This is a genomic window from Corynebacterium propinquum DSM 44285, assembly GCF_000375525.1.
Classification (GTDB): domain Bacteria; phylum Actinomycetota; class Actinomycetes; order Mycobacteriales; family Mycobacteriaceae; genus Corynebacterium; species Corynebacterium propinquum.
Map to the genome: position 1 here is coordinate 1 of NZ_AQXC01000018.1, position 13287 is coordinate 13287.

Annotated in this window: 15 protein-coding genes and 3 pseudogenes; 17 read left to right on the top strand and 1 reads right to left on the bottom strand. The window is 49.0% G+C overall.

From position 1 onward, the window contains the following. The 17 genes and pseudogenes from B142_RS13395 to B142_RS14320 form a co-directional block, all read left to right on the top strand. On the top strand, nt 1-263 hold a 263-nt coding region (locus B142_RS13395), incomplete at its 5' end, for an IS30 family transposase (protein WP_155861009.1). Between the two features lie 100 nt (nt 264-363). Continuing rightward, nucleotides 364-582 (top strand): annotated as a pseudogene (locus B142_RS14310) (integrase core domain-containing protein); the annotation flags it as partial. A gap of 708 nt (nt 583-1290) precedes the next feature. Beyond that, nucleotides 1291-1704, top strand: a complete 414-nt coding sequence (locus tag B142_RS14120) for a helix-turn-helix domain-containing protein (protein ID WP_236588408.1) — start codon at nt 1291-1293, stop codon at nt 1702-1704. 100 nt (nt 1705-1804) lie between these two features. Further along, nucleotides 1805-2200 carry an IS30 family transposase gene (locus B142_RS14125; protein ID WP_236588409.1) on the top strand — a complete coding sequence of 132 codons (396 nt, stop codon included), beginning with the start codon at nt 1805-1807 and terminating at the stop codon, nt 2198-2200. Between the two features lie 227 nt (nt 2201-2427). Continuing rightward, nucleotides 2428-2625: a hypothetical protein gene (locus B142_RS14130; RefSeq protein WP_018121644.1), complete on the top strand. Its 198-nt coding sequence runs from the start codon at nt 2428-2430 to the stop codon at nt 2623-2625. A 66-nt stretch (nt 2626-2691) separates the two neighbouring features. Beyond that, entirely contained in the window at nt 2692-2871 is a 180-nt protein-coding gene (locus B142_RS0111220) for a hypothetical protein (protein WP_026168099.1), read from the top strand. Nucleotides 2872-2912: 41 nt separating this feature from the next. Beyond that, nucleotides 2913-3746 carry a hypothetical protein gene (locus B142_RS0111225; protein WP_018121646.1) on the top strand — a complete coding sequence of 278 codons (834 nt, stop codon included), beginning with the start codon at nt 2913-2915 and terminating at the stop codon, nt 3744-3746. Beyond that, a complete protein-coding gene (locus tag B142_RS0111230; RefSeq protein ID WP_026168100.1) occupies nt 3743-4747 on the top strand; it encodes an alpha/beta hydrolase in 1005 nt (334 codons plus the stop codon). The genes B142_RS0111225 and B142_RS0111230 overlap by 4 nt, the downstream gene beginning before the upstream one ends. Continuing rightward, nucleotides 4747-6057 carry a class I SAM-dependent methyltransferase gene (locus tag B142_RS0111235; protein ID WP_026168101.1) on the top strand — a complete coding sequence of 437 codons (1311 nt, stop codon included), beginning with the start codon at nt 4747-4749 and terminating at the stop codon, nt 6055-6057. The genes B142_RS0111230 and B142_RS0111235 overlap by 1 nt, the downstream gene beginning before the upstream one ends. A 44-nt stretch (nt 6058-6101) precedes the next feature. Then, a complete protein-coding gene (locus B142_RS13815; RefSeq protein ID WP_018121649.1) occupies nt 6102-6275 on the top strand; it encodes a hypothetical protein in 174 nt (57 codons plus the stop codon). Between the two features lie 54 nt (nt 6276-6329). Then, nucleotides 6330-7946 carry an ABC transporter ATP-binding protein gene (locus tag B142_RS0111245; protein ID WP_018121650.1) on the top strand — a complete coding sequence of 539 codons (1617 nt, stop codon included), beginning with the start codon at nt 6330-6332 and terminating at the stop codon, nt 7944-7946. 24 nt (nt 7947-7970) lie between these two features. Next, a complete protein-coding gene (locus tag B142_RS0111250) occupies nt 7971-8906 on the top strand; it encodes an ABC transporter ATP-binding protein (RefSeq protein WP_018121651.1) in 936 nt (311 codons plus the stop codon). Continuing rightward, nucleotides 8903-9712, top strand: coding sequence for an ABC transporter permease (locus tag B142_RS0111255; RefSeq protein WP_018121652.1), 810 nt, complete (start codon nt 8903-8905; stop codon nt 9710-9712). The genes B142_RS0111250 and B142_RS0111255 overlap by 4 nt, the downstream gene beginning before the upstream one ends. 445 nt (nt 9713-10157) lie before the next feature. After that, the gene (locus tag B142_RS0111260) at nt 10158-11573 is read left to right on the top strand and encodes a phytoene desaturase family protein (protein ID WP_026168103.1); all 1416 of its coding nucleotides are present in this window, start codon (nt 10158-10160) and stop codon (nt 11571-11573) included. 149 nt (nt 11574-11722) lie between these two features. After that, a pseudogene (locus B142_RS14135) lies at nt 11723-11988 on the top strand (hypothetical protein). Between the two features lie 338 nt (nt 11989-12326). Further along, a complete protein-coding gene (locus tag B142_RS14315) occupies nt 12327-12509 on the top strand; it encodes an IS3 family transposase (protein WP_375544318.1) in 183 nt (60 codons plus the stop codon). A 51-nt stretch (nt 12510-12560) separates the two neighbouring features. After that, nucleotides 12561-12683, top strand: a complete 123-nt coding sequence (locus B142_RS14320) for a hypothetical protein (RefSeq protein WP_414017422.1) — start codon at nt 12561-12563, stop codon at nt 12681-12683. A 227-nt stretch (nt 12684-12910) separates the two neighbouring features. Here B142_RS14320 and B142_RS13780 read toward each other — a convergent pair. Beyond that, nucleotides 12911-13287: pseudogene (locus tag B142_RS13780) on the bottom strand (IS1249 family transposase); the annotation flags it as partial.

Genomic DNA, 13287 nt, shown 5'->3' on the forward strand with positions numbered 1-13287 from the left:
CTCTAGCCACGGGCACGAAAGTGTTCTTCGCGGACCCACACTCGCCATGGCAACGTCCCACGAATGAGAACAGCAACGGACTCCTACGCCAGTACTTTCCCAAGGGTACCGACCTGTCTCGATGGACAGCCCAAGACCTCGCCGCCATCGCCTACACGCTCAACAACAGACCAAGAAAAGTCCTTGGATTTCGAACCCCAGTCGAAGTCTTCAATGAACAACTACAATCAATTCAAAACAACAGTGTTGCAACCACCGATTGAATCCAAGCAGTACGTCAGCGTTGTCTACAACGAGAAGCTCACTGAATTCGGGATTCAATCTTCCACTGGAACGGTTGGCGACTGAAATGACAATGCTCTAGCGGAAAACGTGAACGGATCTTACAAGAACGAGCTGATCCATACTCGCAGGTGGAATGACGTGGTCGAGGTGGAGATCGCGACGTTCGAGTGGGTGTCATGGTGGAACGAGACGAGGCTTCACCAAAGCTTGGGGTACCGAACCCCGGTCGAGGTTGAAGTCGGGTTTTGGGAACAAGATGAGTCCCGGGAAATAATGGAAAATAAGGTAAATGCCTAGGAACAAAACCCAGTACACTTCACCCCTCCCCACCCAGAACTTGAGTTCAGAGGGTCGTTGCAACACTTTCCCTTAGGAAGGTGTTGTTGTGCCTGGAATTGTTGGCCCGTATCACTCATTGACTGAGTCGGATCGTCGTGGCTTAGTCGCCATGGTTGGCAGTGGGCGTAGCGTTTGTTCGGCCGCTGGTCAGCTTGGCTGTCATTACATGCATGCTTTGAATTTTTGCCATGCCTATGGATTGCCAGTCGTGCATAAAGCCAAACGAGTTGACCGTAGCGGTAACCAGGCTTTACAGCTTGTAGAACTAGTTCAAGGCGGACTTCCGGTGCACCAGGCTGCCACAAGGTGTGGGATGCATCCCACTTCTGCCTATGCCGTTGCTATAGAAGCAGGGTGCCATATCCGGCTATCAAGGTATGCCCGGAATCTCCGCCAGACACAGTTGAGGGTGGAATACTTACGCCTTCGGTTGGCGAGTTTGTCTATTGGTGATGCTGGTGTTGCAGTAAGGATTAATCGTCGATCGTGTTTAAATTTCGAAAAAGGACTCATCAAATCCACTGAGCCGCGTGAAGAATTCATACCCGTCGGCGCAGACGCCACCACGTATAAAAGACTCATGAAAGCGCTGCGTCAACGCCATGATGTCATCGCTATATTTGCCTTGAAGAACGCGTTATTATCGCCGACCTTCGTCATGAGCACGTGCCGCTGCGTGAGATCGGGCGCTGTTTAGAGCGAAGTGCCTCGTCAATTCAGCGTGAAGTACGCAGAAACCACAGTGCCGAAAACCCGTATCGTGCAGAAACAGCTCAGTTAAAGGCCTGTGCAAGTAGGTTGTGGGATTATGTATGCGCACAATTGCGGGCACAATGGTCACCGGAGGAGATTTCCCATCGCCTGACTATCGATTACCCCCGTGATAAGGACATGCGTATTAGCCACGAAACGATTTCTGACGCCTTTTATCCGCAGGCCGAAGGAAGGCTCAAAGACCTTGGCCTGGACCTACTGGTAGAAGTAAACGCAAAGAACGCCAAACACGCGCTACCACACCGGCCCAGCAACGCTTCGTTGACGAGATGGTCCTCATTGACGACCGGCCAGATGAGGTTTTGAACATTTTTTGCCAGGCCACTGGGAAGGCGATCTCATTCTTGGTAAAATAACCAATCAGCGGTAATCACGTTAGTAGAACGCGTCAGCCGGTTTGTTGTACTTGGCCACCCACCTACCAGGAAGACATACCAACAAAGAAGTATTCACAGCCCTGCACAGGGCTGTTGCTGGAATCGATAAAGCTATCTGGTCATCAATTACCTGGAACCAAGGAAGTAAAATGGCTGGCCATAAAACTTTTACCATGGCCACTGATATTCCCATCTATTTTTGCCATCCAGGATCGCCGTGGGAACGTGGCAGCGACGAAAACACCAACAGCAGGCTTAGGAGAAATCTTCCCAAAAACAGTGATTTGTCCATCTATAGCGCCGAGGACTTAGAGATGATCGCGAATATTCACAACCATGAACCACGTAAAATACTTAACTGGCGCACCCCAGCCGAAGTCATGACCAATGTCTTGAGACAAACCGGTACTATCACACCGAAGTAACCGTCATCGTTGCAACGACCCCTAGAATCCAAACATGGGATTCTCGTAGGCTTAAGCACATGCCTTTGTAATAGGAAATATTTTCCTTCTGGTATAATTAACATTGTTAGGTCAGCGCCTAATCGTGTAACCCTTCAGTGGATTTAATTTAAGTAGCGGTGAGAGCCCCAGCTTACTTTTCCATTGGACATTCCATTTTGTTCCAAACAACTTTCCAAGGAGTAAACATGTCCGCACTTTCCCAACTTGTAAATGATACTCCGGCATTCCGGGGACGACTAGACGGTATCGCTGAAACCGCTCTTCCACCAGTGACCGCAACCCCTGCCATTGCAGTTACCGCTGCAAAGGCGGCTGGCGCAGTTATTGGCGGTGGAGCAGTCGCTGGCGCTGCTTACGCCGCATACCGCTCAGTTATCAAGTAATTCTAACTATCAGCGTACTCATCACATCAAGTCAGTACAATATTCAACATCTCGGAGAGTAATTCTATGTCTCGTTTGTCCACTCTTGTCAATAACGACCAAATAACCCTTGAGCAGGTACACAGCCCTGTGATGGCAACCCCAGCCGCCTTCGGCGCAGGTGTCGTTGCTGGTGCTAAGGCTTGCGGTGCGCTAGTGGCTGCAGCTGGCGTTGGCGCCGCCATTGCAACGGCTACTAAAGAGTAGTTCTCGGTTTCAGAGAGCTTGGAGTTGAGAGGAGAAAGGTAGTGGGGTTGGAAAAACGATTGTCGCAAGATCCGCTCGCAACTGTTGAGCGCGCTTGTGCAATTACCGAGCTTATCGCCTCGGCGGAATATCTCGTGAACCGAAAGAATCGCCAGTATGGTGGTCTAAACGACTGGACATACTTGAGATCACAGTTCCCAGGTGGCACCGCTAAGTTTTGGAATAAGCTCGACGAAACGCAGGCTGAGGTTGTCTATGTGGCACTTCACTTGTTGAAAATAACTCACAATGCAGTTCTCCTTTCACCTCTTTCAAATAACGGAATTCGTGCGTATTGCAATCTAGTACAAAGTGCTTGTTACCTTACTCTCCAGCCCCGCCAATTTTTCGGTACAGACGGTGCTGATCAACTTAGTTTCCTAGGAAACGCAGCGTCTGCTCTAGGGAGATTGGGCGGCAACTCAAAAAGCCGTAAGGCGGCGGCCGACTTCCTTGCCTTACAAGTTACTATTAGTTACTTCATCTCAGGCGTAGTTAAATCTCCAGGTAAACGGTGGGCTCGTGGTAACGCACTTGAAGGTGTCATGGCCACCGAGACCTACGGTGACAGGAAATTTTACAGATTCTTACAAAAGCACCCGCGCATTGGTCGGATGACGACACGAGGTACCGTTATTATCGAGTCCTTGATGCCACTCGCAATGCTCAACGAAACCGTGCTAAAAGCAACACTTGCGCTGTTCGGCACCTTCCATTTAGCCAATGCCCGAGCAATGGGGCTAGGACGTTTCGTTTTACCGTTTATATCGACGTATCCCGCGATCCTAACTTTTCGTTCAAGTATCTTCAGACTAGGTGAGGCCACTAAAAAATGACTCCGCAGTTACGCCCAACCAGTGGTTCACCGGTTCTCAATGCGAGCATCCTGATGGGCACATCACTTGTGCTCGGAGGAAGTATTTGGGCTGGGATTAAAGAAAGGAAACATCGTGCAGACTACCCTGGCTTCGAGACACGGCACTTTCGAAGCTCAACTGGTAACTGTCTTCAAGTAGCAATCGCACCTGCGAAAACCCCCTCGGCCCAAAGCTTTGTTTTAGTGCCCGGTCTATCATCTAGCATTTCGACCGTGGCCGGACTCGGCACAAAGCTGTCAGCATTAGGCCATCAGGTTGTCATGTTCAATCGTGCAGGCTACGGAGGATCAGTTCGGTTGTCCGAAGAACCGTTTCATATCAACGAGTTCATCATTGACCTTTACAATACTCTGACTGAACTCGCTGCAGATAACTCAGGAACCAACTTTCATCTCGCCGGGCACTCTTTAGGAGGATATCTTCTACATGAGTTTGCACGGAAAAACCCTACTCTGGTTTCAGCAGTAAGCTACTTAGATCCGATGCATCCGAAAGAGTTGCAGATATCGACAGCTCAGCGGATCGGAAGTAAATCGGTTGAGTTATCCGTAAATACCGTCACCCCATTCATCAAGTTTGGGGCTGCTCTGCTCTATGGAGAAGGAGTGACCACGTACTCGGACGGATATCAGTTTCACGACCGAATCCTTGCCGATTTAGCTAGCTCTTCAGTGTGGAAAACCGCACAGGAAGAATGGAAGCTTATTTATCCATACATGCTTGATGGTCATGATATTTCTGCTCTCCCGAGCTCAATTGACACCCAAGTCATTGCTGCAGGGGAAACCGTTCGCAATGAGCCCGCTCAAGAATCTCTCTACAGGGAATACAGCGATTCCATTCGTATTCTTATGGGGGCGGGTCACCAGTCAATGCTGACGAAAGAAAAAGCGCAAAACAAAATTGCACATTGGCTCACCGTAGGCGCTAAAAATACTGACTTCGGAGACGAAAAATAGTGAGTAATATTCGCAAAATCATAGATGGATCAGTTGCTTCAATTTTTGGCGGATGGTTGGTAGCAACACTGCTTAGTCAGCACCCAGAATCGAATTTAGATCGAATTCGTCGGTTAGATGATCGTTTTGGAAATACAATCATCCCCAACTGGAAGTTTTTTGCGCCTAATCCAGCGGTGGAGGACGTGCACGTTCTTTATCGCCTTGTTTCAGAGGACTTGTCCGAATACAGCCCGTGGGAAGAATGCCACACCATTTCGCCACGTAAAATGTCACAAGCGTTTTGGTTCCCTCGTCGTCGCTTCGAAAAAGGAATCTTTGATACGCACCAGACTCTTGTAGTCGGATTAGCTAGCTTAGGAAAAGGCGAGGAGAATGACGCCGTATTGCGAAGGTCAATCAGCGATACTGCCGAGATGTTGAACAACTACATTCGCCATAATTACACTCGCTCAATCTCGAACACAGAAAAGAACTGGTACTGGCAACAGTTGATGTTGGTACGGTTCGCAGGACACGATGGCGCAGCAAAACCAATCTATGACCTCATTTTGAATTATCAAGCAATTAATACAGAACAAGCCCCGAATATTTCACCAGCTTTCTATTGTGATGACTATTTCAATGAGTACTACGACGAAGTCATGAAGACAGTCGATCCCAACGTTGACCATGCTGAGTGGATCACTGCGGCAGTGGGCGAGCAACTGCCGCAGCGCATTCTAGATATCGGTGCCGGTACTGGGCGGGTACTTACCCAAGTTGCTGGTAGATTCCCGAATGCGAAACTGTTTGCCATCGAACCGGACGAAAAATTCTCCCAGTCATTCGGTTATATCGATGCCAACTTTTTCTCAGGCACTGTTGAAGAAGCTTTTACAGCAGAAGCCACCATGAATATAGATTTGGCTTTCGTAACCTACGGATCATTGCAGTACATATCAAGCTTGAGCGAGCTCACCGAGTCGCTAAAGACAGTCCGCAGAATGATGACCCGTGGAGGAATTATTGCGGTGGAGCTATTCGCCTCCGAGATATATCACGCCCCTGTGCAGCCCAGCCCTATGAGTTTAAAGCTGGGCGAAGAACCACACACGATTAGTATGTCTTCCCTCCAATATCCACATGGAATAGTGTCAGTAACAACGCAAATTAAGCGCCAATCTGACGGGAAAACTGGTGTAATGAAAGAATGCGTGTTTCCTGTAACTCGACAAGAAGCAGTCGAAGCCCTTCATGCAGCAGGGTTTTCATCTGTCCAGGTTAATCTCAAAGGCGCATATCTCCGATGCACAGCAAAAAATATGTAGCCTTAATTCATAAAATCTATTTTTAACTCTCTGAAAGGACTATTATGACGCGTTATTTCACAGCTTTGATAGCCTTTATGGTTGTATTGTCGATTGCTGGGATTATGTTTAATGGAATTGACTCGAAGCAAGGTATTGCTATTACTATCATCGTTTCTTTAGCTTCTGCTGCCGTAATTTATTGGCTATATCCGTTCTTCACCAATCCAGAAAAATAGTCAAATAATTTGTACTTTTAGAGGGTAATAGTGAAGACAGTATGGAATATTGCAATGAGGGGCCAATACGGCTCATACTCAACCCTGCTAGTTCTTGCGTTCACCGCCGGCATCATAACAGCCACACAGCCAGTCTTAACAGGACAAATCCTACAGATTCTGTCAGGTAACGAATGGGAGGCAGCGCGCGCATCCATTTTATTGCTAACTTGCGTCTTTCTCTGTGAACTTGTTCTCCAGGTTCTAATATCTTTGCTGCAGGCGCATATCGGAGGACGATGCGGGAAAAAACTGCGAGACCATTCAATGAACCTTACGGTTAACTCGCAGCAAGGGATTGAGGATATCCTACCGACCGGTGAAATTCAGAACCGTGTGCTCACGGATTCTGCGACTGCCCCCTACACATTCGTCAACGCGGCCCCCGCTGTACTTAGAGCCACAACACTGTTGTTGGCTTGCATCGTTGGTATGGCATTTGTTTCGCTCATGCTTTTTGGCATTGTGGTCGGACTTGTTCTCTTAACGACCCTAGTAGTCCTGCAGCTTTCAAGTTGGATTAGGAAATCTACACACTTGTCCCGTACAGACGCTGCGAACTACGGCGTTGCAGTATGGAACCTGTTGGGTTCTTTAAAGGTATACAAATCACGCAACGCTGAACCTGAGGCGTTGCGTCACATAAGCGATAAGTCAGAGACCCTGCGAAAATCCGGCATTCGCACCGATATTTCGAGCAGCCTTGTCATGCCAAGTCTGAACCTGGGCACACAGATTGCCTTGGTGCTATCCATTGGTGGAGCTATGTGGGCGATGACGAGTGGCCGACTATCCACCGGCGAGGGCGTGTCTTTTGTAATGTTCATGCTTTATTCATTATCCCCAGCAGTGGAATTGGGCACGTTAATCAGCGGAGCCGCCCAAGCTAACGTAGCTGCAGCTCGTTTGATAGAAATCTGGAACCAGCCTCAAGAAAAGCAGGGAAGCGCTCTGGTTCCTTCGTCACCGAAACCTTCTTTAGTGTCTAGTAATCTGACGTACTCTTACCCAGGCACTGAACTGCAGGTCTTGAACTCTATTAACATGCACATCGAAGGTCCAGGCCTCTATTTGATGCACGGATCCAACGGAGCAGGAAAGTCCACTTTCTTGGCACTTGCCAATGGGGTTCTGCCGGCACAAGGGAAAATCTTTGTCAACGGAGTAGACTCCTCAACCCTGTCTCGAAAGTCTTGGCGCGAAAATGTTCTGCTCGTTGATCAACAACGTGAGCCCTTTCACGGAACTCTACGCGACAATATCGGCGCAGGACTTGATATCGGTGACAATGACCGCATCCAAGCTATGAAGCGCACTGGTTTCATCAAACACTATCAAGACTTAAATCTGAAGCTCGGCGACGATGGAGTCGAACTTTCCGGAGGGCAGCGCTCCCTGCTTGCTATAACGGATGCCCTCATTCGTAAACCTCAGATTTTACTCTTAGACGAAATTTCTGCAGGTGTGGACAAAGAGACGATTCCAACTTTAGTTACAGTTATTGAGCAGTGTGCGCAGCAGAGCTTGGTCGTGGTTGCGACTCACGACAACATTCTCGACAAGATTCCACACCAAGTCATTGAGCTAAACGACCTTGCTGCTGGCGCAGAATTACGATCTCGGCCCCTCTAAGCTGATTTGTTTTAGGAATTATAAATGCTTGAGTTTAAAAGTGTACGCAAAAGGTTCGAGAAGAACGAGGTTTTAAAGGAACTCACTTTCCGGTTAGATGCAGGCGAGATCTTTGGCCTTTTGGCACCAAACGGTGGCGGCAAGACTACTGCTATGAGGATTGCTATGGGGCTCATCCCCTTTGATGACGGTGCCGTCACCGTTTTTGATAAGCCAGTGAAGCCTGGTGCAGTACGCGGCGTGGGGTATATGCCAGAAGAACGCGGTTTATACCCAAATGAACGAGTTGAAGACCAGCTTCGGTATTTTGCAAGACTCAGCAAGATGTCCCAGATCGCAATTGATAGGCGATTGGTCGAGCTGTTGGACGAATTAAATGTCTTACAATATAAACATAAGAAAGTCAAAGAGCTATCGCTTGGAAATAAGCAACGCGTCCAAATCGCTGCAGCATTAATTGGCAAACCTCAACTACTCATTCTGGACGAACCCTTTTCTGGGCTTGACCCGATCGCAGTCCAATTTTTCAGTAATCTTCTCCGTAAATACGCATCCCAAGATGCAGGAATCCTCTTCAGCTCTCACCAGCTGGACGTCGTTGAGCAGGTGGCTACACGAATTGGGATTATGAAGGAAGGGCAACTGGCTTTCAATGGTGACTTGGAAGAGTTGAAAAAGAATAACCAGAAGAGTATTGCCATTTTGCGTTTTCAACGAGACGAAGCATCTGCAAAAAAGGAAATTTCTTTTGAAAACTGTCCCAATATTATCAGTTCTACGGTGAGTGCTGGGAAAGCGGAGCTGGAGCTTTCAGTCGAAAGGATCTCTGTAGAAGAAATCGTACTTTCTGGTTTAAGAGCAGAGGAAATAGTGGAAGTTTCGTACAAACGCAACACATTTGCTGAAGCACTTTCTGAACTATATATAGACGAAGAACAGACAGAATCGGTGAAAAAATGAAGTTAGATAAGGATACTATTTGGGAAATCGCAAAGAAGGAAGCGAAACTTGGTGTATCAAGCAAAGCAGTGTGGGGGGTTCTTTCGGTCGTCCTTATCGGGGCAGTAACGCTTATTGGCTTCGTGGGTGCAAAAATTGAGCATGATACAGTCACCGATCTTGAGACATTAGTGCTCATTCTAGGGACTTTCCTTACCGTAGTAATGGGAATGGGCATCCTTATGAACAGCACTTTAGTCGGAGGATCTATTAGTGAAGAAAAAGACAAGAAAGTAGTTGAGATTCTACTCTCCCTAGCTAGACCAGAAGAACTTTACATCGGAAAAATGCTCGGTCATTCCCTCATTGGGTTTACTCAGCTCGTTATCCTGTGGGCAACAGTCCTTGTTTTTACGCTGGTCTTTGATATTTCCACACTGTCTAAACTACCCCTCTGGTTTTGTTTCGTCATGCTCGCCTTTATGCTGTTAGCATACTTATTATTCACAGCTCTCTACGCGCTTGCTGGGGCACTCGTATCCAACGTAGAGGACTATTCCGTCGCTCAGATACCGATTGTTTTCCTTTTCATGGCGTCAATGTTCCTGCCTTTTGCGCCAATAATCGGATGGGGTTCATTAAACGAAGGATGGGTTCCGTTCGCGTCCTGGATACCGCCGCTATCAATGACGCTGGCTCCGACCCTAGATGCTTTTGGCGACGGGCTATGGATCCGAACAATCTCCTCATTTGTGATCTTCTTTGTGGAAATTTCAATTCTAAATTATCTGGGAACTAACATATTCCGTAAGAAAGTTCTGAAATAAAGAATACCTAATGCCATTCCAGTTAAGCTAACGTGCTCAGCGTTCCGCCAGGTCAGATACGAAGCTGACACGAGAGTATGCGGGGGTTTGGTTTACAGGTAGTCCGCAAATCGGTCGAGGTGAGCCACAGCTAGTTAGCTAATGGATTGTTTCCATCCGGTGGCTTTCGCTGCTTCAATGTCGAGTTCTGTTAGCCGGCGCCTGCCTTTAGGCACCATCTGGGGCGCAAACGTACCAGCACGATCCCTAGGCACGATTACTTGGGGTTGCCCACAAATAATGAACATCACATCGCTCACCCTCTTTTTGTATGGGCACACCTATTGAAAAATATTTAAACTGGAAAAGCGATCAGTCAAAAGGTTAGGTAATGTTGGAACCAGTTTCTCATTATTTGCCTAGCAGAAATGCCATCGCGGCATTAGTTTTCTTGAAAAGAGGACAATTGAAAGCTGCTGTAGTAGGTAGCGGCCCGAACGGGCTAGCTGCCGCTGTTGTATTGGCTCAGCATGGAATGGAAGTCACCGTATTTGAAGCGGATAAAACAGTAGGCGGTGGGATGCGTAGCCACGAGGGACTCCGTGCAGGAGTTATTCACGACATGTGCTCCGCTGTTCACCCGCTAGCTATCGCTAGCCCTTTCTTCCGTGAATTGAAATTGGAGCGCCACGGACTAGACTTTGCGTTTCCTAAACTTGATTTGGCCCATCCTCTGGATGACGGCAGCGCTGGCCTTCTATACCGTAACCTCAGTCAGACTACAAAAAGAATGGGCAAAGATGAACTGTTGTGGCGTGCAACTTTTGGCCCACTAGCAAAAAACTTTAACTCCATTGCTTCCGATACGTTAGGTCCGGTGTTACGCGTTCCGCGTAGCGCAATGTGGACTGGACTGTTTGGCTTTAATGCAGTTCTTCCTGCCTCGCTGTCAGCGTTGCGATGGAGGGAGGAAAGCACACGTGCCTTGTTTGCCGGTATAGCTGCGCATGCTTTTTCCAGATTGGATACTCCACTAAGCTCTTCGGTGGGAACACTGTTGATAGCCGCCGCACATAATACAGGCTGGCCTGTCGCGGTAGGAGGAAGCCAGTCTATCGTGAAAGCGTTTCTTGCAGAATTGGCACAGTTGCGTGTAACGGTCATATGTGGAACCCGCATTGACTCGCTCCAGCAAATTAATGATTTCGATGTGGTAATGCTGGACACCACACCGCAAGATGCGTTGAGAATACTCGGTGCTCGATTGCCGAAACGCATGCAAAAGGCATATTCACAATTTTCTCACGGGCCTGGGGCGTTCAAGGTGGATTTTTTGATTGAAGGCGATATTCCGTGGAGCAGCAAAGCGCTTCGGCAGGCGGGGACCGTACATCTGGGAGGTACTTTTGCAGAGATAGCGGAGGCAGAAAAGAGCATTGTAGCAGGAAAAATGCCTCAGAATCCGTTCGTATTGCTGGGACAGCAGTACCTTGCAGACCCGAGCAGATCGGATGGAAACCTCAATCCCGTGTGGGCTTATGCTCACGTACCGAATGGGTTCGATGCCGACGCCACGGAGCTGATAGTCCGTCAAATTGAACGATTTGCGCCCAATTTCCGAGATACCATTGTGGATTCAGTATCGTTCAGCACCGAAGAGATGCAGCGCTATAACGCTAATTACGTAGGCGGTGATATCATCGGCGGCGCGTCTGGAGCACGGCAGCTTATTGCACGACCTATATTATCTCCTGATCCGTATTACACAGGGGTTTCGGGAGTATATATTTGTTCTTCTTCGACTCCACCAGGTGCGGGTGTACACGGGATGTGCGGGAAGCACGCAGCAGAAAGCGCTTTGAAGCATCTGCACCAGCGGTAAAATGTTGGACGGAAATCCTGGTTTTGGTATGTATATTACGTTGAACTGCGCGGCTCCCTTTTTTCGGAATCTACCCCTACCTACCCTCAACCGGAAATGCCTCGTGATGGCCACTGAACCGAATCATCTCGATCTGACTGCCCATTTTGATGAAAGTAATCACTCAAACTGAAGTGTCCCAGGTTTTGTTCCGTCTGAGTAGATGGAAAAATCTTGGACCATGCCCAAAAAATTTGACCAGGATGCCAAGGACCGAGTTGTCCGACTAGTAGAAGATCGCATCGTGGCAGAAAACATGTCGATGCAGAACGCGTGCCAGGCAGTAGCCCCAAAGCTCGGGGTCTCGTGGCACACAGCTCGTCAATGGAGACAAGCCTGCCCGTCGTGCAGGAAACACCCCAGAACCAGTGCCTGAAGACTTGGCTGCGGAAAACGCGAGGCTTCGCCGTGAAAACCAAGCACTCCGCGACACTAATGAGCTACTGAAGGCCGCCTCAGCTTTTTTCGCCTCACGACCAGACCCAAAACCTCAGTGATGATCCGATTCATCGATAAATACCGGGATCGTTTCACTGCCTGAGTTCATCTGTACGACGTTGAAAAATAACCGGGTTGGCGGTTTTATCACCTCTCGTGGTTATCGCCAGTCCAAAGCTCGTGGGCTTGAGTTCCCGCCACCTGCCCGACGGCGTGCTGATTGAACGTATCAGTACCGTTCATAGAGATAATTACGGTGTCTACGGTGTGCGGAAGATGTGGCATGCTCTTCGCCGTGAAGGAATCGATATCGGTCGTGAACACACTGCCCGGCTGATGCGCCTGGCTGGTGTTTGCGGCAAAAACAAAGGCCGATCACCAATCACAACGCGCACACCTCAACGTGGCGGATCTGCGCCAGGACTTAGTGGGGCGCGAGTTCACAGTCCAGGGCCTTAAACAGGCTGTGGGTGAGGTGATATTACCTATGTGCGCACGAAGAAAGGCTTTGTGTATGCCGCGTTTGTCACCGACGTTTACTCAAGGCGGATAGTTGGGTGGGCGCTATCGGATTCAATGCGCACTTCAGGTTTTGCCCTTGCAAGCTCTCAACCAAGCGATAGTGTGTGCTGAGGAAACAACAGGTTTGGTGCACCATCCTGATCACGGCTCACAGTGCGTTAGCGTTGTCTACAACCAGCGTCTTGCCCAGCACGGGATCACTGCTTCCACCGGGACAGTTGGCGACTGAAATGACAATGCTCTGGCGGAAAACGTGAACGGCCCGGCCTAAACGACAAAATGTGTTGTTTTACGGCGTGTCGAGTTAAACGACAGATTGCGTTGGTGGAGTTGGGGTTTTAGCGTAGGTGGCCTTTGCGTATTCCGATAGAGTGGTTGTAGGCAGTGTCAATGGCGCTGTCGTAGGTTGCTGGTCGGCCGTCCTCATGGCCGCTGGTAGCTTGTGTTTCCTGGCTGGCTAAGGTTTGTGCTTTGGTGAGTGCGTTCTGGCCCCAGTTTTGCTGCCTGGCGATCTCTACAGGGTCGTCAGGCAGCTGCGTGTGTAGGTACAGCCACCAGTCGCAGGCGATGCGTTGGTGCTCGTCGCGCAGTCCGCGGTGGGCGTGCATTAATTGCTTGATCTGCGAGTTCACCCCGCCTTCCAGGCTGTTGGTTGTGCGTTCTAAACGTTGGCCTTCTTTAGCTTGGGTGAGGTAGGCAAAGAGGTGTCCTTGTT

What these genes read in the sequence shown, in the direction of transcription:
- B142_RS0111220 (WP_026168099.1), top strand. Translation starts at nt 2,692, where the DNA reads ATGTCTCGTTTGTCCACTCTTGTCAATAACGACCAAATAACCCTTGAG.
- B142_RS0111255 (WP_018121652.1), top strand. Translation starts at nt 8,903, where the DNA reads ATGAAGTTAGATAAGGATACTATTTGGGAAATCGCAAAGAAGGAAGCG.
- B142_RS0111245 (WP_018121650.1), top strand. Translation starts at nt 6,330, where the DNA reads ATGAGGGGCCAATACGGCTCATACTCAACCCTGCTAGTTCTTGCGTTC.
- B142_RS13815 (WP_018121649.1), top strand. Translation starts at nt 6,102, where the DNA reads ATGACGCGTTATTTCACAGCTTTGATAGCCTTTATGGTTGTATTGTCG.
- B142_RS0111250 (WP_018121651.1), top strand. Translation starts at nt 7,971, where the DNA reads ATGCTTGAGTTTAAAAGTGTACGCAAAAGGTTCGAGAAGAACGAGGTT.
- B142_RS14130 (WP_018121644.1), top strand. Translation starts at nt 2,428, where the DNA reads ATGTCCGCACTTTCCCAACTTGTAAATGATACTCCGGCATTCCGGGGA.
- B142_RS14315 (WP_375544318.1), top strand. Translation starts at nt 12,327, where the DNA reads ATGTGGCATGCTCTTCGCCGTGAAGGAATCGATATCGGTCGTGAACAC.
- B142_RS0111230 (WP_026168100.1), top strand. Translation starts at nt 3,743, where the DNA reads ATGACTCCGCAGTTACGCCCAACCAGTGGTTCACCGGTTCTCAATGCG.